This is a genomic window from Acinetobacter legionensis (assembly GCF_057165765.1).
The window spans coordinates 2,580,142-2,601,022 of record NZ_CM169896.1 but is presented as its reverse complement, the minus strand read 5'-3'; the positions used below and the strand labels follow the sequence as shown (position 1 = coordinate 2,601,022).

General features: G+C 36.4%; 20 protein-coding genes. 14 read left to right on the top strand and 6 right to left on the bottom strand.

Translation table 11 applies throughout. The annotated features are described in order from the left end of the window. Positions 1–28 precede the first annotated feature (28 nt). Both AC2G3J_RS12005 and AC2G3J_RS12000 read left to right on the top strand, forming a co-directional pair. Positions 29–787, top strand: a complete 759-nt coding sequence (locus AC2G3J_RS12005; RefSeq protein ID WP_336953251.1) for a Slam-dependent surface lipoprotein — start codon at positions 29–31, stop codon at positions 785–787. A 66-nt stretch (positions 788–853) separates the two neighbouring features. Further along, positions 854–2,344, top strand: coding sequence for a surface lipoprotein assembly modifier (locus AC2G3J_RS12000; RefSeq protein ID WP_336953250.1), 1,491 nt, complete (start codon positions 854–856; stop codon positions 2,342–2,344). A 592-nt stretch (positions 2,345–2,936) separates the two neighbouring features. On the opposite strand, the gene AC2G3J_RS11995 is transcribed toward AC2G3J_RS12000, so the two are convergent. After that, positions 2,937–3,632 carry an alpha/beta hydrolase gene (locus AC2G3J_RS11995; protein WP_483770022.1) on the bottom strand — a complete coding sequence of 232 codons (696 nt, stop codon included), beginning with the start codon at positions 3,630–3,632 and terminating at the stop codon, positions 2,937–2,939. Between the two features lie 202 nt (positions 3,633–3,834). On the opposite strand from AC2G3J_RS11995, the gene AC2G3J_RS11990 reads away from it, so the two are divergent. Both AC2G3J_RS11990 and AC2G3J_RS11985 read left to right on the top strand, forming a co-directional pair. Next, positions 3,835–4,731, top strand: a complete 897-nt coding sequence (locus tag AC2G3J_RS11990) for an AraC family transcriptional regulator (protein ID WP_419820552.1) — start codon at positions 3,835–3,837, stop codon at positions 4,729–4,731. A 228-nt stretch (positions 4,732–4,959) separates the two neighbouring features. Next, positions 4,960–5,337 (top strand): hypothetical protein, encoded by a 378-nt coding sequence (locus AC2G3J_RS11985; RefSeq protein WP_336953246.1) that lies wholly within the window; start codon positions 4,960–4,962, stop codon positions 5,335–5,337. Between the two features lie 119 nt (positions 5,338–5,456). Here the strand turns inward: AC2G3J_RS11985 and AC2G3J_RS11980 are convergent, their stop codons facing one another. After that, a complete protein-coding gene (locus AC2G3J_RS11980) occupies positions 5,457–6,692 on the bottom strand; it encodes a pyridoxal phosphate-dependent aminotransferase (RefSeq protein WP_004721317.1) in 1,236 nt (411 codons plus the stop codon). Between the two features lie 221 nt (positions 6,693–6,913). Here AC2G3J_RS11980 and AC2G3J_RS11975 point away from each other — a divergent pair, with 221 nt between their 5' ends. Continuing rightward, a complete protein-coding gene (locus AC2G3J_RS11975; RefSeq protein WP_004721316.1) occupies positions 6,914–7,093 on the top strand; it encodes a hypothetical protein in 180 nt (59 codons plus the stop codon). A gap of 98 nt (positions 7,094–7,191) precedes the next feature. Here the strand turns inward: AC2G3J_RS11975 and AC2G3J_RS11970 are convergent, their stop codons facing one another. From AC2G3J_RS11970 to AC2G3J_RS11960, 3 genes are all read right to left on the bottom strand, one after another. Continuing rightward, entirely contained in the window at positions 7,192–8,643 is a 1,452-nt protein-coding gene (locus AC2G3J_RS11970) for a sensor domain-containing diguanylate cyclase (RefSeq protein WP_336953244.1), read from the bottom strand. 185 nt (positions 8,644–8,828) lie between these two features. After that, entirely contained in the window at positions 8,829–10,232 is a 1,404-nt protein-coding gene (locus AC2G3J_RS11965; RefSeq protein ID WP_419328277.1) for a sensor domain-containing diguanylate cyclase, read from the bottom strand. A gap of 202 nt (positions 10,233–10,434) precedes the next feature. After that, positions 10,435–11,214 carry an A1S_2505 family phage non-structural protein gene (locus AC2G3J_RS11960; RefSeq protein WP_336953242.1) on the bottom strand — a complete coding sequence of 260 codons (780 nt, stop codon included), beginning with the start codon at positions 11,212–11,214 and terminating at the stop codon, positions 10,435–10,437. 177 nt (positions 11,215–11,391) lie between these two features. On the opposite strand from AC2G3J_RS11960, the gene uvrB reads away from it, so the two are divergent. The 9 genes from uvrB to AC2G3J_RS11915 all read left to right on the top strand — a co-directional run bounded on the left by uvrB (position 11,392) and on the right by AC2G3J_RS11915 (position 19,918). Next, a complete protein-coding gene (uvrB, locus tag AC2G3J_RS11955; protein ID WP_336953241.1) occupies positions 11,392–13,413 on the top strand; it encodes an excinuclease ABC subunit UvrB in 2,022 nt (673 codons plus the stop codon). 135 nt (positions 13,414–13,548) lie between these two features. After that, positions 13,549–14,139 (top strand): lipocalin family protein, encoded by a 591-nt coding sequence (locus AC2G3J_RS11950; RefSeq protein WP_336953240.1) that lies wholly within the window; start codon positions 13,549–13,551, stop codon positions 14,137–14,139. A gap of 145 nt (positions 14,140–14,284) precedes the next feature. Beyond that, complete coding sequence (gene rarD / locus AC2G3J_RS11945; protein ID WP_483771077.1) at positions 14,285–15,214, top strand: EamA family transporter RarD; 930 nt, start codon at positions 14,285–14,287, stop codon at positions 15,212–15,214. 361 nt (positions 15,215–15,575) lie between these two features. Further along, entirely contained in the window at positions 15,576–17,033 is a 1,458-nt protein-coding gene (locus tag AC2G3J_RS11940) for a glyceraldehyde-3-phosphate dehydrogenase (RefSeq protein WP_336953237.1), read from the top strand. A 168-nt stretch (positions 17,034–17,201) separates the two neighbouring features. After that, complete coding sequence (locus AC2G3J_RS11935; protein ID WP_483770021.1) at positions 17,202–17,417, top strand: hypothetical protein; 216 nt, start codon at positions 17,202–17,204, stop codon at positions 17,415–17,417. Positions 17,418–17,450: 33 nt separating this feature from the next. Next, complete coding sequence (locus tag AC2G3J_RS11930) at positions 17,451–17,630, top strand: hypothetical protein (RefSeq protein ID WP_336953234.1); 180 nt, start codon at positions 17,451–17,453, stop codon at positions 17,628–17,630. 268 nt (positions 17,631–17,898) lie between these two features. Then, positions 17,899–18,360: a hypothetical protein gene (locus AC2G3J_RS11925; RefSeq protein ID WP_336953233.1), complete on the top strand. Its 462-nt coding sequence runs from the start codon at positions 17,899–17,901 to the stop codon at positions 18,358–18,360. Between the two features lie 130 nt (positions 18,361–18,490). Beyond that, positions 18,491–19,225: an MFS transporter gene (locus AC2G3J_RS11920; protein WP_336953232.1), complete on the top strand. Its 735-nt coding sequence runs from the start codon at positions 18,491–18,493 to the stop codon at positions 19,223–19,225. 12 nt (positions 19,226–19,237) lie between these two features. Beyond that, positions 19,238–19,918, top strand: a complete 681-nt coding sequence (locus AC2G3J_RS11915) for a hypothetical protein (RefSeq protein WP_336953231.1) — start codon at positions 19,238–19,240, stop codon at positions 19,916–19,918. A gap of 60 nt (positions 19,919–19,978) precedes the next feature. Here AC2G3J_RS11915 and AC2G3J_RS11910 read toward each other — a convergent pair whose 3' ends face one another. After that, positions 19,979–20,830: an SDR family oxidoreductase gene (locus AC2G3J_RS11910; RefSeq protein ID WP_483770020.1), complete on the bottom strand. Its 852-nt coding sequence runs from the start codon at positions 20,828–20,830 to the stop codon at positions 19,979–19,981. Between the last annotated feature and the right edge of the window lie 51 nt (positions 20,831–20,881).

The window sequence follows — 20,881 nt, the reverse complement described above, 5'->3', positions numbered from 1 at the left end:
AACTTAAACTCATATCGAGGAACTTAAAATGAAACTTCAATCTATCTCATTGGCTGTTTTACTATCTGTTGGTTTAGTCGGTGTTGCACAAGCGGCCGTAGTCGGTGAGACGAGTGATGGCACTAAAGTTTTGGTTGGTTCGACTGGTTCACTTGGGCCAAATCATCCAAACTCAGGTGTTGGTTTTGGTGTTAAAACCCTTTATAACGGTGCAATAGTTGCATTTTCAGGGTTTAACGGCTATGCAGATGGCAATGGTGTGGTACGTCTAAGTCCGTACTTACCAGGGCTTCCAGCGTCTCATGCTGGAATTGGTTATGCCAACTATAAACAAGTGCCTACACAAGACGTTTGGTTTGGTGAGTGGAATGCAGAAGCCAAAGATGCCAGCGGTAAGCGTCTAGGTACAGCTGATCCAGCGACACATACTGTTTATTACAACGGTAAAGATGCGGATACCAGCGTACCATCTACAGGTACTGCAAATTATAGCGTTCAAGGTGTCAATAATTATAATGGCTCTAATTTATTGTCAGGTACGTTTACTGCTAACTTTGCAACTAAACAGTTAACGGGTTCATTGAGCGATAGTTCACGTACCTTTAATTTAGGTACTGCAACCATTAATAATGATGCAACGATTAGTGGTTCAAATGCATCTTGGACAGGTGGTCCTTCTGGTGGTGATGTTTCAGGTCAGTTCTATAATAGTCAAACCAGCTTAGCAGGTATTGCAACATTTGCTGGTAATAGAACATATGATGTAGCTTTTGGTGGTAAGAAATAATGATTTGAATGAGAAAGGCTTACTTCGGTAAGTCTTTCTTTTTTATTCTATTTGGTGAGTTTATAGATGAAAAAAATAGTATTGCTTGGTGCCGTATTGCAGTGTGGACAATGCGTTTATGCAGCGGATGATACCAGTATCAGGTTAAATCAGGAAATTAGCCAACAGCAATATCAAAATGATAAGAAACTACTCAAATCAGATGATCCTCAAAAAGACCAAGCATTGCCGAATCTGATCATACAAGGTCAGGAATATATGGTGAAGGATGAACCCGCGGAAGTTGCTTATGCGCTTTACTTGGCAGTGATGCAAAAACAATGGCAAGTCGCTTTACGTTATCTTGAAAAATATAAAAATTTTCCAAATTATGATCAGGCATTGACGGAATTTGCTGAGGGTGTCATGGCACGCACGCAGGGGAATTTAAGTTTAGCTGAGAGCAAACTAAAACACAGTTTAGAGATTCAATCGAATAATTTAATGACTCAACTTGAACTGGCTCGTGTTTACACGGAACAACAAAAAAATCAGCAAGGTCAACAGTTATTTCAGCAGATTCAATCTCAATTGGATCTGTCTACAGATCCCGCTGCCCAAGGTGTTCGTCAAACCGTAGAGATGTATATCAAAGGGCTTAAACAACGAGATGAATGGCATGGTTCATTGGCTTTTGGTTCACGTTATGCCAGTAATGTTAATAATGCTTCCGATAAATACGACATCATTACATATTATGGCATTGACCCTGAGACTAAGAAGGTCGTTCCTATTGAACAAGTAAAGCGTGGCACACCTGACGCGATCAGTGCGCAAGGTTTGGATTATGAAGCCACCTTAACTAAACGATGGTCGCTTTCTGGACAACATGGCATTGCATTGCGTGGATTATTCTATGGTCAAGTTTATCCAGAGCAGACTGATTATAATGAATTAACTTTTAACTTAAATGCGGGTTATAGTTATTACAACGAACGTAATCAAGTCTTGATTGCCCCCGTATTTGAACATAAATACTATGCCCACGACTCGCTGTATAGTGCCTATGGGCTAAGGGGTGAGTGGATGCGTTTTATCTCTAACGACAAAGCTGTCAAGTTAGAAGCCGAAATGAAAGATATAAATTATTCCCAGTATAAAGGCCAAGATGGCATGGAATATTCAGTCTATTCAACCTTTTGGAAAATTTTACCAAAAAACTGGACGCTATTTGGCGGACTGGATTTTGTTGACCATAATACCCAAGAACAATATTTTACGGCTTATCAACAACAAGGTGTACGTTTAGGGCTTTCCAAGAACTTTGAGTCAGGTTTTAACGCAAATTTATTTAGTTCTTTTCGTTGGCGTCAATTTGATAAATTTACTCCAGTGTTGGAGGCTAGACGACATGATTTTGAACAAAATTATACTTTAATTCTAAGTGCACCACGCTGGGTTTTTTATGGTTTAACACCTAATCTCACTTATCAATATAATCAAAATAACAGCAATGTAGAGTGGCTATATTCTTATGATAAACATAATGTTAGTTTAAAGCTGGAGCATCGGTTTTAAAATATTGTAGAGGTTTTATTTCTATTTGAGGAATTGAAAGCATATCAAAGAGGTCTTCTTACTGAATTCTAATTTAGACATTTATATAGTTAACTTGTCAAAAAATTCATACACAAGAAATTAATATTTATAATTAAATCAATTTCATGGAAAAATAAAATTGTTTGATTATAAAAATGCTTGCAATGCCACACTTTATGTTCAAAGTTTAAATAGCTTTGCCTAGGCGATGCCTCACTTTTCAGAGATGAAAAGATGACAAAAATCTTTCGTTTAACAGGGCTCTTGCGCTGCAAACAAAGCAGTGCTTTATTTTTGCTCATATACCCCCGCCCAACGGCGACATCCATGTCGCCCCACGGTAGGACAACCATCTATTATTCAAAAATACGAAAAACGAATTGATAACCAATAGCTTCCATAAGTTCATACAAAAACATAAGCTTCATTTATGATCAATGACTTGATGCAAATCACTTGTATGTATGATTAGGTGGTTTGACTATAGTCAAATTGAATTTCAATAAATCTAAGTTTTAAATGGGTCTAAGATATAGAGGAAATCACTTGATTCCCTCTGTTCATTCATCATTTATTGAGCAAGAAAGCTGAGAGCTTCTTCAATCAAGTCTGAAATTTCTTTTGGATGTGATGCCAAAGAAGCATGGCTTGCATCTAACGAAATCACTTTTTTTGCATTTAGGCGTGCAGACATGACTTTTTGATTTTCAGGGTGGATCATTCGGTCTTGAGTCGAGATTTGATACCAAGATGGTTTCGTTTTCCAGGCTGGCGTGGAAATCGTATCGCCAAAAGTGCTTGCTACTGGCGCTTTTTGGGTGACACCCATTGCAAACCCTTCATCTTTACTTAAATCCTGACAGAAACTTTCATGGAATTTATCTGCTTTAAGCCAGAGATAACCATCACTGTCTGGTTCTAAGTTTGGTGCAGCCTCAGGTAAATGTTGTTGAGTAATGCCACCAGGGCTTTCGTTTGAGTCAGGTGCAAAAGCAGCAATATAAACCAGGCCTACGACATTCGCTTGATTGCCAGCTTCAGTAATTACAGCGCCACCATATGAGTGACCAACCAGAAGGACATCTCCTTTAACTTGCGCAATCATTTTTCTTGTTCGTTCAACATCTTCAGCCAGTGAGCTAAGCGGGAGTTCTACTGCACGTAATGATCCATAACCTCGGTGAGACAGCTCAGTTACGACTTTACTCCAATGAGCAGCGCCTCCCCAAAATCCGTGTACGAATATAATTGTCGGTTTATTACTCATGTATCTCTCCTAGCTAAATGCTATTGTATTTGTTGAGCTAAATGGTTGAAGAATTTTTGTGTAAAGATTGGATATATACAGAATGTAATTTTTATACTCAAAAAAGCTTCTATAAACGATTATTCATGTTTAAATTCAATTTAACAATAACAGAAACACCAATGTTTTTGCAGAAACACTTTTTAGGAATTGTGACAAAAAAATGAGAGATGAATATGCAGAAAAAAGTGCTTTAACGGATATATTCTTTGATATTTATCAATTTGCAAAAATATCAGGTGAGATCTATGACTTCGCGCGATTTACAGATCAACAACAGTTAAGCTTTAAACAGGATTATGCATATATCCATATCGTTCAGCAGGCGACATGCAGACTTAAAGTTGCATGCACTAACCTAGATCTCGTTTTAAAAGCAGGGGATATTATTGTTCTACCTTCAGTAGGAGAACACACGATTGAATTGTTGGATGCCGAAAACCAAGCAGCCGCTGTGATTAGCTGTATTTTTAAACTTAGTGGGATTTATGGCGAAGCCATAATCGAAGGGTTGCCTCGCTATATCCATGTCCCATCGCACAATGATACGGATAAAATTGCAGAATGGGTGCCAATGACTGTTGCTGCGATAAAGCTTGAACTTGAACATCCTAGCCTTGGTAGTCAAGTGATGCTTTCAAGGATTATCGATCTTTTATTGGTGTGGTCAATACGGTTTTGGTTGGCAAAGGCAACCATTGAACATAAAAGCTGGATTGTTGCTTTACGTGACCCCACGATTAGTAAAGCATTATTTTTGCTGCATGATCGTCCTGCTTATCCATGGGATGTAGAAAATTTGGCTCAATCCACCCATCAATCACGTTCAAGTTTTGCTAAAAAATTTGTTGAACAGGTCGGTGTTTCTCCAATTCAATATTTAAAAAATTGGCGGATGAGACTGGCAAGTCAGTTTTTAAAAGAGACAGACAAAAATATTTTTCAAATTGCTGAATTAGTAGGATATAGCTCACAAGCAGCATTCACTCGTGCCTTTACACAAACATATGGGTGCGCACCAAAAGTATTTAGAGCATCATTGATGCAGAGTCATCAATAAATACAGATAATCAACTGTAGCTTTTTATGCTTTAAATGCTTTTTAACACTGAATCGTACTTAGCCAAACTGATCCAGAACAGCAATAAAACTTAAAGATTTAGGTTAGATTTCAGGTTTTATTGAAGATGAACAAAAATTGGTTAATGTCATAAATGTAATTCCCAAGACCGTGAATTGTATAGTTTCGACCTCTAGAATGAAGTGATACATCAATGGGAAGAATGACATGAAAACTTTAATCAGATTAGCTGTTATTGGTCTTTGTAGTGTTTCAAGTTTAAGTTTTGCATCACATCAAAATACGCAAGAAATACGCATTGATCACTTTGGTACAGGTAGCGATGGAGATAATACGTCAGGTCTTTTATTGAAAGAGCCAATAAAACTTGTGCCTTATTTAAAGCTTGATCAAAATAAGGAGCCGAGAATTGAACATTATGGCACAGGCAATGATGGAGACAATACCACAGGGTTATTATTAGTCGATCATGAAAAGTACTATGCGGCAAACACATCTACTGTGCAAGTTGATACTGGACGTATAGATCATTACGGTACTGGAAATGATGGAGACAATACCACGGGCTTGCTCCTCAAAGATTAATTTACAAAAAATATAGAAGCTTGTTGATAAAAATAGTGACATGTTGATAAGTAATATAAATAAAGATAAAAAAATGGGTGTAATCAATACACCCATTTTTCATTTAAACCAATCTCGTGTTATTGCGCTGCTTTTTCAGCTGCGATTGAAGCAATTGCTGCATCAACACCGTCAATAGAATCTGCAGCTTTTTTAATACGAGCAAGTGCATCAACTAGTACTTCATCAGCAGTCGCATAAGAAATACGCATATAGCCGCCTAAACCAAAAGCATCACCAGGAACTACAGCAACACCAGTTTCTTCCAACAACCATTCTGAGAATTCTGTGCAAGATTTTAAACCTTTTGCACGAATTAAAGGACGAATATTGGCATAAGCATAGAATGCGCCATCAGCAGGTAAGCAGCTAATCCCTTGAATTTCATTCAAACCATTCACAACTAAATCATGACGGCGTTTGAATGCTTCAATCATCGGTTGAAGTACATCTTGAGGACCATTTAACGCAGCTTCAGCAGCAACTTGTGAAATCGAAGTTGGGTTTGAAGTTGATTGTGATTGGATTTTTTTCATTGCACCAATCAATTTTGCAGGTCCTGCTGCATAACCGATACGCCATCCAGTCATTGCATATGCTTTAGATACACCGTTAAGTACGATAACGCGCTCATAAAGGTCAGGAGCTACAGTCGCAATGTTGTAGAACTCATCATCCCAACGGATCGGCTCATACATATCATCAGAAGCAACATAAACTTGAGGATATTTACGGAGCACTTCTGCTAAAGCTTCAAGTTCAGCTTTGCTGTAGATCATGCCTGTTGGGTTAGAAGGACTATTTAAAACCACCAAACGTGTTTTGTCTGTAATCGCAGCTTCTAGTTGAGCAGGTGTAATCTTGAAACGTTGTTCTTCACCACATTTCACGATGACAGGAACACCTTCAGCAATGATCACCATATCTGGATAGCTTACCCAATATGGCGCTGGAATAATGACTTCATCACCTTTGTTTAACAAAGCAAGTGCTAAGTTAAAGAAAGACTGTTTACCACCGCAAGAGACTAAAATCTGATTTGCAGCATAGTCAAGATTGTTATCACGTTTTAGCTTCGCAATAATTGCTTTTTTAAGGCCTGGTGTACCATCAACAGCGGTATATTTGGTAAAACCGTTGTTAATCGCTGTAATCGCAGCATCTTTGATGTGTTGTGGGGTGTCAAAATCTGGTTCGCCAGCGCCCAATCCGATTACATTTTTACCCGCAGCTTTTAATTCAGCAGCTTTGTTGGTAACAGCAAGCGTTGGAGACGGTTTGATGGCATTTACACGATCAGAGAGACGTACGTCCACGGCATTATTCCTTCTTATAGGGATTAAAAAAATAAAAAGCACATTATCATAGCCTAATTTTTCATGTTTGGTCGTCTAATATCTATTCAAATTCAATAAATATTCACGAAAAGCAAAAATTAATGTATCAAGAGAATACAAATAAAAGTGAAAGTTTAAGAGCACTCGCATCAAAGCCGAAATTTACGTACAATATAGTCAGTTAAAATTGAGTGAATCACATGAGCACCCAAAATACTCCCAAAAAGAAGCCATTGGTGAATTTACCATTTCCAATGCCATCATCTTTAGAAAATGATGATGATGTTGCCCATAACAACGTTCGCCCTAAACCTGAGCAATACGCAGACCGTACTTGGATGCCACCTCGTGGTACACGTCGTTCGATGGGAAAACGTTAAGTGTGTAAAATATAAAAATAGGTGCTTGATGCACCTATTTTTATATTAAGTGTTCAAAAGAATATTTTTTCAAGCTTATTGTTTATCTTTGTTGATGGTTAAGCACCGTCATTTAGCATTTCCGTGACATATTCATAATATTTTTTTTTCTTTTGATACATCAGTAAATCTGCTCGTTTTAGCATATTATCTATACTTTCATTTGCACCTGTTGTTGCGTAACCAATTGCAACGCTGATAGGTTGTGACGAGTAGTACTGGTTATCTATATTGAGTAATTCTTCAATAGTCATGATCATTGATTCGACGGTTTGCTCATTTGCCGCAGGCATGAGAATTACAAACTCATCTCCACCAATACGAGAAGCAGTATAACTTGTATTGGTAATGGTACGAGTCAGAATATTGCCCATACGTCGAAGTAATTCATCCCCAACATCATGACCTAACTGATCGTTGATGGCTTTTAAACCATTCATATCAATAAAAATGGCTGAAGTCGGGCGTAGTACGCCACGCTCTAAACGATTGATTTCTTCTGTATAAAATGAACGATTAAATAATTTTGTGAGAACATCATGTTTTCCTAGATATTCCAAATACGTTTCTGCTTTTTTTCGTGCAGTAATATCAGTCAATGCGACTTGAACAAGACTCCAATCATGTTCATAACCTGGGAAAACAGTGAATTGGAGTAATACATTTCGTACTGAACCATCTAATGCATAATTTACAGCTTCACGTTGATGATGAATTTTACCATTCCATAGCTCAATCAGTTGCTCACGGAAAGTCTGGTACATCTCTTTTGCAAATACTTTATTTAAGTTTTTAAATAAGGTCTCTTTATCTTTGGCTTTAAATAAATCCAGTGTTGCTTGGTTGACGTCTAATAAGATGATGTCTTCTATACACTGGTTTACAAAGTCAGTATGAACATCTAAGAAGGTACGAAAATCTTCGATACCAATTTCACGGAGTTGATCTATACGTAGTCTTACACGACTAAAATCTTCCACCCACAATGAAGTTGGCGAATAAATAAAGCGAGATTCTGCCAGTTGGCGATTTTTTTCTTCTAAACGGCGCGCATTTTGATAGTCAGTAATATCTTCAGTGGTGACTAAAACTCGGTCTAAACTGACTTCTGAACCCGGCAAAATGATACCGCGTAATTTGATATCTAACTTTTTACCTGAAATCGTGTAATTGACAGTAGTATTTGAAAATTCAGCTTCTCCATTCCAAAGTGCAACCAATTCTTTAATATGTGAATGCAGCATTTCTTTCTGAAAAATAATATCTAAGCTCTGATAGAGGTGTTGTTGAGTTCTTGCTTCAAATAAATTTAAGGTTTTTTTATTGACCTGAAGAATCTTAATTTTATGCGCACAAGCTGTGATCTGGTCTGGATTTTCTTCTAAAAAGCTTTGTAGATCTGTGATTCCTTGACTTTTCCATTGGTTAAATTGTTCTTTTACTTCGCTATAGTCTTCTAACCACATTGGGGTAGGGGATATATCAAAAATAGAAGAATCAGAAAATTCCATTATAAGATTCTCGTTCGATGTGAGGTGCTTTAGAATATTTGAAATATATCCTAAAAAAGGAGGATATAAAATAATAAAATTCATGATATTTATTACTAATCGTATTTTATGATAACTGGTTATCGTTTAATTGGATTTGCACAACTGTTACTTAATTCAAATTATATTTTTAATCCGTCAAACTATTAATCGGTCTTCAATAAATAATATGCTTGCTTATCTTGATACATAATTTTATCTGCTTTTTTTAATAACTCATCGATATTTTTATAATGGTGAGTTGTTGCATAACCAATCGCCACATGAAGTGGATGTTGCGGATTGTTAATTTGATCAAGTTCTATTTCTTGCTTAATTATTTTAAGCAGTAGCTCTATATGCTGATAATTTGATTCAGGCATAAGAATCACAAACTCATCACCACCAATACGGGAAACAGAATATGGGGTGGTTATGGTGGATTTTTTTAAAAGATTTGCAAAACGTTGAATCAGCAAATCACCAATATGATGGCCCTGTAAATCATTAATCCTTTTTAAACCATTGATATCTAAGTATATACATGAAAGTGAACTGAATGGGGTAGTTTGTAAGCGTTGAATTTCACCTACAAAAAAAGTTCGATTATATAATTGAGTTAATTGATCATGCTTGCTTGCATATAGCAGATGATCTTCTAATTTCTTACGCTCTGTTAAATCGGTAAAGGCAATTTGCACGGTATCCCAGTTATGTTTTGAATCTGGAAAAATAACAAACTGTTCGAGGACATGTAGCAAATCTCCGTTGATTGACCGATACTCACATTCTCGCTTAAGCTGATGATGGCCATCCCATAAATGTAATAATTGTTTATAAAAATTTTGTTGATAATTCTCTCTGAAAATATGATTTAAATGCTGATAAAAATGTTGTTCATTGTTGGCATTAAATAAATCCAGTAAAGCTTGATTTACACCAACTGATCGAATATTTTCAAAACAAAGAAATAGAAAATCAGGGTTTTGCTGAATATATTGATCTAAGTCAGTGACATTATTCGCTAGCAATTGATTAAATAATGATTTTATTTGGCTATAGTCTTTGACCCAGAGGGCAGTGGGTGAATGCAAAAATAGGGATTCTGCAATCCGACGTGCATTTTGACACTGAGAGATATCTTCCGTGGTTAATAAAACTCGATCCCAACTTTCTTTCGCATCCGTTAAAATATTGGCTCTAAGTTGGATATCAATTTTTTTACCTTTGCAGCTAAGGTTGACCACTTGAATCGAGCAATCTTTTTCTTTATTCCAAAGTGCTGAAAAAAATTGGATATGTAATAGTTCAGTATTTTCTGTATGCATTTCCGGAAATTTTTCTAAAATCTCCGCTAAATCATCAGCTTCATATAAAATCAGAGTGCTTTGATTGATATGAATGGTACGGATCGCTGCCAAACAGGGTTTTAAACGGCTAGTATCCTCCAATAGATGTTGTTTAATATCGGGAATACCTTGCGCCGTCCACTGATCAAATATTTTTTTTATACCACTAAAATCTTGTAACCACATGGCAATTGGAGACAAATCAAATATTGTTAAATCCATTTGCTCCATACGCTTTCCAATATCACTCTTATTAGTTTAGGGGTGTTGACATTTTATAAATGACTTGCCTTGTATCGTCTAAAAATGACTTATAGTCTCAAACAGAATCGGGCTGTCATCAGACCTTGTTCCGAGCGATATGACTTAAGTAAAAATTAAACATAGATTGGTTCAATCAAAAATAACCACACACTGAAGTATATTACTTTTTAGCCCGATGTTCTGCTTTTGGTGCAGCAATGGTACGCTGGCCAGTCCATACTGAAATAAAGTCTGTTTCATTTAAATTATAGAGTTCTAGAAGCGCTAAAATAGCTCCCCCAAAAATCATTGAACCCTCTGAATCAGACTGAAATTCAAATACTTTTCCATTTAGATTGTGAAGAATATCTTGTATTTCAAAAATACGATCTCGACCATTACTATCATTTGGATACATGGGTGTATTGAGAATAATTGTAGCGAGACTTTTTTCAGCTTCAGTTAAATCTAAGCTTTGAATTTTTTGTTCTATATCTGAACTAAAAATGACCTCATCTGATATAAAGCTATGCAGCAATTTTTGTGTGAGCTTAGGCAAAGTTTTTTCTACAAATGGGCGGAATGAAGCAGGGAAGATCACATTGCGTGAAATACCTTTAAACATGGGGGCAATTTCTTCAACTTTATAGCCAGCAACACCACAACCCACAGAAGTAATAAAATATTTTATCTTCGGGTGATTTTTTGTATAAATTTTAAAATCATCAATATAGTGTTGAATTTGCGAAAGTGGCATTTGCTGTAAATGTTCATTCATGGTGGGTATAGCAAAACTTTGTCCCGCCCAGCCACGTCCAACACCTTTAGTTGCGCCAAAATGTAAATGTGCTGTTTTTGCAGCACCGCCTTGATGAGTACCCGCCATATTACTACCAAAAACAAACACAGTATCTTCTGGCAAAGTTTTGATTATGCTTTCATCATGATAGTGATATGTCATGTTTTTCAATCTTTTAATTCGCTTGTTTCCATGTTGCTATTGAAATAAAAAAGGGTCAAGGTATTTGTTGAATATTGTGTAAAAAGCCCCATCTAGAATAGGTGTCAATGTATGGGTTTAATTGGTTTCTGTTAAACTATTATGGCTTCTTCCCGATTGGTTAAAGAGTGAATTATTGTGAGTGAACATCAACCTTTTGAACTTGTTACAAATTATCAACCTGCTGGAGATCAACCACAGGCAATAGCAAAATTAGTCGAAGGCATAAATAAAGGTTTTCACGATCAACTTCTACTCGGTGTAACGGGTTCAGGGAAAACCTACACCATGGCAAATGTGATTGCGCAAACGCAACGTCCAACTATTGTCATGGCACATAACAAAACTCTTGCTGCACAATTATATGGTGAATTTAAATCCTTTTTCCCAAACAATGCAGTTGAATACTTCGTTAGTTATTATGACTACTATCAACCCGAAGCTTATGTTCCATCTTCGGATACCTTTATTGAAAAAGATTCAGCGATCAATGATCACATTGACCAGATGCGTCTCTCTGCTACGCGTGCTTTATTAGAACGCCGTGATGCTATTATTGTCGCATCAGTATCCGCAATCTATGGTTTGGGTGATCCGAATGCTTATATGAGTATGTTATTGCATATTGTACAAGGGGACAGAATTAGTCGTGATGATATTATTCGCAGACTTGTTGAAATGCAATATACGCGAAATGAGTTGGAATTTTTACGTGGTACTTATCGTATTCGTGGCGAAATTATCGATATTTTCCCTGCTGAATCAGACCAACACGCAGTTCGTGTTGAGTTGTTTGATGATGAAGTCGATTCAATTCGATGGTTTGATCCAATTACAGGGAAAATGGTACGTAAAGCACCACGTGTGACAATCTATCCGAAAAGTCACTATGTCACTCCAAAAGATAATCTACAACGTGCAATTGGAACGATTCGGGATGAACTGGCTGATCGATTAGTTTTTTTTAAAGACCATGAAAAATTACTCGAAGCACAGCGGATCGAACAGCGCACACGTTATGATTTAGAAATGATGCAACAGTTAGGCTATACCAACGGTATTGAAAACTATTCACGTCATTTATCTGGTCGTCCAGCGGGTGAGGCGCCACCTACATTATTTGATTATATCCCAGATGATGCTTTATTAATTATTGATGAGTCGCATGTGACTGTACCCCAAATTGGTGCAATGTATAAAGGCGATCGTTCACGTAAAGAAAACTTGGTCAATTATGGTTTCCGTTTACCAAGTGCATTGGATAATCGTCCAATGAAGTTTGAAGAATGGGAACGTATCGTCCCAACCACCATTTATGTTAGTGCAACACCGGCTAAATATGAACTTGAAAAATCTGAACAAGTTGCCGAACAAGTGGTGCGACCAACAGGATTGGTCGATCCAGAAATCGAAATACGTCCTGTTTTAACGCAAGTGGATGATGTTCTTTCAGAAATTAATATCCGTAAAGAACTTGATGAGCGTGTTTTAGTCACTACTTTAACCAAGCGTATGGCAGAAGACTTAACCTCATATTTAAAAGAATATGGGGTGAAGGTGGCTTATCTGCACTCAGATATTGACACAGTTGAGCGAGTCAAAATTATTCATGATCTTCGTACAGGCGTACATGATGTTCTGGTCGGGATTAACTTATTGCGTGAAGGTTTGGATATGCCGGAAGTTTCTTTGGTTGCCATTCTTGACGCAGATAAAGAAGGTTTTCTTCGTTCTGAACGATCGTTAATCCAAACTATTGGTCGTGCTGCACGACATTTAAAAGGTAAAGCGATTTTATATGCTGACCGTATAACCGATTCGATGCAGAAAGCTATAGATGAAACCGATCGTCGTCGGGCTAAACAAATCCAATTTAATGAAGAGCATGGTATTATTCCACGTAGTGCTGTACGCCAAGCAATTAAAGAAATTGATACGGGTGAGGTTATTAGTGATGATCAAATTGAAGTAAACATAAATGATCAGCATCAAGCTTTAACTGCTGATGAACGTCACATTTTGTCTGATCCAAAACTGTTTACTAAGCATATTACGAGACTCGAAAAAGAAATGCTGAAAGCATCTAAAGAATTACAATTTGAACAAGCTGCGCGTTTACGAGACGAAATTGTGCGTTTAAAAAATAGAATGTTAAAATAATTGCTTTATTGACGTGATTTCACTTTTGCACTTGCTGTAGCTTTAGGCCAAACAAGGATACATAAAGCTACAGTCTAAGTTTAAATTTATGATTATTTTATAATAAATAGTAAAAAGTAATGCTGAGGGTATAAAGTGCAATCATTTAAAATATTACCCAAATTATATGACTTCAAAAAATTAATAATCGTGTTGGGGGTGGTTTTTTCGAGCTTTTTATATCCAAAAGCCTATGCTGAAAATTCGACTTTAGCAGCGATTCCAAAATTGGAATTGGGTCAATATTTAGGATTATGGTATGAAATTGCCCGTAAACCAATGTATTTTCAAAAAGACTGTAAGTCAGATGTCACTGCACGTTATACCGTAAATGAATATGGTAATGTTGCAGTAGATAATCGATGCGTCGATCAAAATGGACAAGAATTGCGTTCACTGGGTGAAGCATTTATCAGTAATGAGCCTTTTAATTCAAAATTTAAAGTGAGTTTTATTCCAGAAGCGGTTCGTTGGATGCCTGTGGGCCGTGGTGATTATTGGATTTTAAAAATTGATTCACACTATCAAATGGCTTTGGTCGGAGAACCTAAACGAAAATATTTGTGGTTACTGTCTAGAGATCCTCATCCAGATGAAGCAAAGGTGATTGAATTTCTCCGCTATGCGCAGACGGTAGGTTTTAACTTAAAAGATCTGATTCGAACCAAACAGAATACGCAAGAATAAGATAGAAAATTTAAGTTGATATATTTTAAATATTAAAGTAGTTGTAAATCCTTAATTTTGAAAATAATTGAGAATTCAAATTAATTTTGGGTGAAGGTGTTTATAATGCCTAAGAGTTTATTTGAAAATCATGGTGAGGCCACAGATGTTTAAGGGCGTCGTATTGTCTGTATTGGCATCTGTAACGTTTGGGGTCTTATATTTTTATACCAAATTGTTGGGCGATCTAGATAGTCAGCAAACCTTTGGTTGGCGGATTATTGCGACTTTGCCGTTCCTTACTTTATTCATGCTATGGAGTGGTGATTTTGTTCATGTTAAAGCGATTTATTATCGAATCCTCAAACAACCTGCTTTATTACTTTTATTAATCATTACATCTATTTTGACCTGTTTCCAATTATGGCTTTTCTTGTGGGGCCCAATGAATGGGCGGGGATTACAAGTTTCACTTGGGTATTTTCTATTACCCTTGGTCCTTGTACTCGCAGGTAGTTTATTTTATAAAGAGAAATTATCAAAATTCCAAATGGTTGCCGTTGCTTTTGCTGTGCTTGGTGTAGGGCATGAATTATGGCGTTTGGGTAGTATTGCATGGGAAACACTAAGTGTTGCATTAGGTTACTCTCTTTATTTCTTGATTCGAAAAACCATCAAAACCGATAATTTAGGTGGCTTTTGGTGGGATATTTTAATTTGTATTCCTATTGCAATTTATTTCACCCAAACTGGATTAGAAGCATATAGTCAATTTGCTAACTCACCCGTTTTAATTCTTGTGGTTGCAGGGCTTGGAGTTTTGAGTGCAATTGGTCTAGGTAGCTATATTTTAGCCAGTCGTTATTTGCCGATGGTTTTGTTTGGGTTATTAAGTTATTTAGAACCTGTTTTGTTGGCGCTAGCCTCGTTGGCGTTGGGAGAGTCTATTTCTGCAGATGAATGGTTTACCTATATTCCAATTTGGTGTGCTGTGAGTATTTTGGTATTAGAGGGGATTTGGCATATCTATCAACAAAACAATAAACGGAAAAATTTAGTATTGAATATTGAAAAATTGGACGAAAGAATCCGTTAGTTAAAACAAAGATCGATAATAGTTGGATTGTCATTTAGAATCGTGACTTTAACAAGATCTAACTCATTAGATGTGTGATAGCTTTACTATTAACAGCAGGTTAAGTGTAGCAATTTGGAATTTAAAGATCTAACATGATCTTTATTTTTCTTCTTACTCTAATAAAGTCAATATCACGACTAAAATCCACATAGAACTGAAATATTATTTAAAGATCAAGGCATAATTTAAAATAAAATACCCAGTATGACAAAATTCTATAAAAATGTATCACGATTTGATTTCAACTAAATGAGAATTACATTACAATTGTGGGGTTTAAAAATCCATGTCTAGATATACATAAATAGAGGACGTATCTGTGAGCAAAGACACTATCATCGCCCTACATGCAGAGCACCAAGGTCGCTGGAAAAACCGTGAAGAAATTGCGGAACGTATGATTGCATTAATCGGTCAATTATACCGTGAAAAAAACATTGTGACTTCTGTGTACGGTCGTTCTTTAGTGAACCGTTCAGTAATTCAAATCCTTAAAGCACACCGTCGTACACGTATGATGGATGTTGAGCTTTCTGTTGTACATACTTTCCCTATTTTAGAAGCTTTAGCGAAATTAGATAATATCGGTTCTGCTGAAGTTGATTTAGGTAAACTTGCAGTTGAATATAAAGAAAAGGGCGGCGATATTGATGCATTTGTTGCTCAAGCTGTTCAATCTTTAGAAGGTCGTCCCGCACAAGTTGAGCCTAAAGATGTTGTTCTTTATGGTTTTGGTCGTATTGGTCGTATTTTAGCGCGTCTGATCATTAGCCAATCAGGTCTTGGACGTGGTTTAAGCCTTAAAGCGATCGTTGTACGTAAATCATCTGATGGTGATTTAGAAAAACGTGCTTCATTGTTACGTCGTGATTCAATTCATGGTCCATTTGCAGGAACGATTTCTGTGGATGAAGAAAATGAAGCAATCATTGCAAATGGTAACTTTATCAAAGTGATCTATGCATCTAGTCCTGCTGAAGTTGATTACACAGCTTATGGTATCGACAATGCATTAGTGATTGATAATACTGGTAAATGGCGTGATATCGATGGTTTATCTCAGCATCTTAAATGCCCTGGCGTAAGTCGTGTTGTACTTACAGCACCTGGTAAAGGTGATATGAAGAATGTGGTGTTTGGTGTTAACCAAGCGGACATCATTGATTCAGACAAAATCATTTCTGCTGCAAGCTGTACTACTAACGCAATCACACCAGTTTTAAAAGTGTTAGAAGACAAATACAAAGTGATCAATGGTCATGTGGAAACTGTTCACTCATTTACTAATGACCAGAACTTGATTGACAACTATCACAAAGCAGATCGCCGTGGCCGTGCTGCAACACTGAATATGGTTATTACAGAAACAGGTGCTGCAAAAGCTGTTGCGAAAGCATTACCTCAGTTACAAGGTAAATTAACAGGTAATTCAGTACGTGTTCCAACACCAAACGTTTCACTTGCTATTCTTAACTTAACACTTGAGAAAGAAGTAGATCGTGAAGAAGTGAACGAATATATTCGTCAAATCTCGATCAACTCTAACCTTCAAGGTCAAATTGGCTATACTAACTCTACAGAAGTTGTATCGTCTGACTTTATTGGTTCGCGTACAGCGGGTGTATTTGACGCACAAGCAACAATTACTTCTGGTAACCGTTTAACAGCTTACGTTTGGTACGATAACGAAGTTGGTTATAGCTGCCAAGTATTGCGTATTGCTGAACAAGTATGTGGTGTAAGCTATCCAAAAGTACCAGCTGAAACAAATGCATAATTTCTAAGAGTCGTCGAAAAGGAGCTTCAAATGGAGCTCCTTTTTTTATATTATAAAGTTATGGTTCTATTTAAGTTTTAATTTATGATTCTAATTAAAACTTAGAGAATATTAAAAATAAAGAAAAAATTATCAATTTTTGCTTTAAGTTTGCTGAATTTATCAACAATGATTCACGCAACTCCGCATACAAGTCTTGATTTAACTCCTATATTGCAGGATCGTTTTGAACAAAATTGTGCGATTGGTCAACAATTCGATTTTTATACTCATGATGAGATGCAGGTAATTTTAATGAATCAGGTAGTTAAGGATGAAGTAGAAGAGCAAGCGGCTTACGTCAGCAAAAATTTTAGTTTAAAATTACGACTTACAGGGGATTAGTCGTAAATAAAATTGAGTTTTGATGGGGGCGGTTTGACTTTGAGTGAGACGTTGTACTTTGATCTTCCAATGGCTTCAGCCAAACAGCAATTTAATAAGATTAAAAGCAATATACAGCAACCAACTAAAGCTGCAAATTTTGTGATGGCTGGAAAGGGCAAGAGTGATGCAATTGCTATCTGTTTATGGTCTGATAAAAATGGACTTCAATAGTGTTATTGTGAATTAAGTTTTGGGATGATTTCTAAAAGTGATGAAACTTTTTACTATCACATAGAAATAGGTGTATGAAAAGCAAGTTTGCAATGCCACATTTAAAGTTTAAATTGCTTTGCTTAGGTGATGCCTTACGATAGAAAGACCATCTATGGTTTCATCATTATTTAAAACGATACAAGTATTAAATGCTCATTTTTGACTAACGCAAGAAGTCTAATAAAAGCTATTTTATATAAAGTAATTTGCAACAAAGGAAAATCACATGAAGAAAAAGATATTACTGAGCATGATGTTACTGCTAACGGGAGCTACACATGCCAAATCCTTAGAACTACGTCCTTTATTAAAAGATCGCTTCGAACAAAACTGTGCAATTCGGCAGCAATACGATTTTCATAATGAAAATTCAGAACTGATTGCACCACTTGAACACTATACGATTGATGTAAAATATGTGGATAAACAGGTTTATGACTCAACCACGTATAAATTAAAAAATGTCACTTATGCTGGCATTCCTATTCGCAAAATAGAATTTAGTTTTGGTCGTCCCGCGCAACAATACAATCAATATTTATATTTTGATCTGAGTGCTACAACAGCAAAGCAGCGATTTAAAACTCTAAAATTCAATCAAAATCATGAAAAAGGCGATGTGAGTGTTGAGTATAAAAATAATACAGCAATTGTGCAGTGCTATTGGTTAGCTGATTTTTCGAAATAATCCGTAGATTAGATATCAATTGTTTAATAATTAAACAAAATTCTTCGACTTTTATACATAAAAACGCATATTAATTCACATAAGTATTTAAAATAAAAAATAATTAAGGATAAAAATTAAGGACAGGATTTTGCAGTTGAAGCAAGTTATGGCGGGAGTTGCCTTTATTCTTATTGCTACGGTGTGTGGTGTATTGATTGCAATCTGGGTATTTAAACATTTTAATATTTATATTCCACTTGAAAATCAAGCTGTACGTATCGATTTAAAAGAACCTTTACAAGCCAAAGTACAAATTCATGACGCATTAGATGTGGATGTCAAAGGAAAAGTGAAAGCTGAAATTCCTATTCATGAAAAGCTAAACTTACCGATTACACAAACCTTAACCCCACATGTGTATTTTGATAATGAAGTCCCTATTCAAACCACAATTCCTGTGAATGAAGTGATCAAAATCAATCAGGATATGCCGATTGATACCAAGGTTAAAGTCACTGTGTTAGGTAAAGATATTACTTTACCATTAAAAGGGAACATCCCGATTCATATGGATGTGCCGATTAATTTACAAGTGCCACTCAACCAAAATATTCATTTAAAGTTTGATGCCCCAGTAAAGGTGTTACTTAAAGAAAATTTACATGTGCCACTTGATGCGACATTAAAAACCAATATTCCAATTCAGGGCCACCTCAATGTTCCAATTAAATCAGCACTTCAAGCAACAGTAGATGTTCAAAATACATTACCGGTAAAAATTGAAAAAGGGCAACTTAAAATTCCGCTCAATAGTTTAAGGCTATCACGCCGCGATCATCCGCCAGTAAAACCACAACAACCACAGTCCGAAGCTTTAAAATAGGGTGGTATGGAAATGTGGATCTTTAAATCTATACGAAATTTGTTGTTCACTTTTATGAGCGTCGTATTGCTCATTGCGCTGTGCGTTTGGTTGTATTTGAATATTCATGCCTCAATGCAGGTTTCTGCGCAAAGGGCACAAATTCAATTGTCGGAATCTTTACCGACAAAAATCCATGTGGGGAATTATTTACAAACACATGCACAAGGTGCTTTAGATACTGAGTTGACGATTGACCGTGAGTTGGCTTTACCTTTAAAAGGCAAATATTTGGCTAATTTAAGTTTTGTTGTAACAACGCCGATTGAGGTTGAGCTTGATTATGAGACTGATATTCAGATTGAAACGCTAATGCCATTAGAAACAACCACGGATTTGGTTTATCAAAATAAACTACTGCCTCAATTTCCTTTAAAAGTGGATATTCCGATTAAACTTTCGGTGCCATTTAAGTTAAAACGACGTTATCAAGTTCCAATCAAAATTATGTTTGATGGGCCTGTTTATTTAGATTTTGATGAAGTGATTCATTTGTATGTGAAGCATAAACTTAAGCCAATACTGAATATTAATGATCCAATGACGATGAGAAAAATTGCGGTGTTCCGTGCAACCATGTACAACACAGAAAGACAGTCCCTAGCAGATCTGGAGATGAATATCGATTTTCCTATCAAAAATATTCATCCTTAATTGCTCAGTATAGCATGGGCTTAAATTTTGTATTAAGCCCATGCTTATCTTTAAAAATGCCTAAAATAAAGCTCTAACCTGATCCTGAATATGCGTTGTTTTACGACCAATTAAATGTTCCAAGTCTTTACTTTCACTATACATTGCACCATTTACAGTCTGTACATCTGCGTCAACAATAACCGCTACTAGTGCATGGGGTAACCCTGCCGTAAGAAGTGACTGAGTATAATCTTCCGAGCTGATATCTTGATACTGTACAGTTTGACCTGATGCCAAAGTGATATAAGAGGCTAAATCTGCAAGGGTAAAATGATTTGAACCTGCAAGCTCATAAGTTTTATTTTCATGATCTGAGGAAGTAAGGACTTTAGCAGCAGCTTCGGCATAATCTAAACGAGAAGCTGAACTGATTTTTCCATTTTGAGCGCTGCCGTAAAGTGTTCCTGTTTCCGCAGTATGCTTAACGTTACCAAGATAATTTTCGCTATACCAATTGTTGCGTAAAAATGTATATTTCAAACCACTTTGCAGAATGAGAGCTTCTGTTTCACGATGTTCTTGCGCTAAACCTAGTGGATTATCTGTTGCATTGAGTAAGCTGGTATAGGCAATGTATTCAACTTTGGCTGCGACTGCGGCATCTATAACTGCTTTATGCTGAGGAGTTCGACGGCCAATTTCATTGGCTGAAATTAAAAGTAATTTATCTATGTGGTTTAATGCAGGTATCAATGTTTCAGGTTGATCATAGTTAAATAGACGAACTTCGATCCCTTGTTGTTTGAGCGACTGTGCTTTATCTAGATTTCGAACCAGCGCTACAATATTTTCAGCTGCTGTATGTTGAAGTAAGGCTTGGATCACCAATTGTCCAAGTTGACCCGTTGCACCTGTAATTGCGATTTTCATAATTTCACCTTTAAATATGGTTTAAGTTGGATGTTTTTTAAACTTGATGTT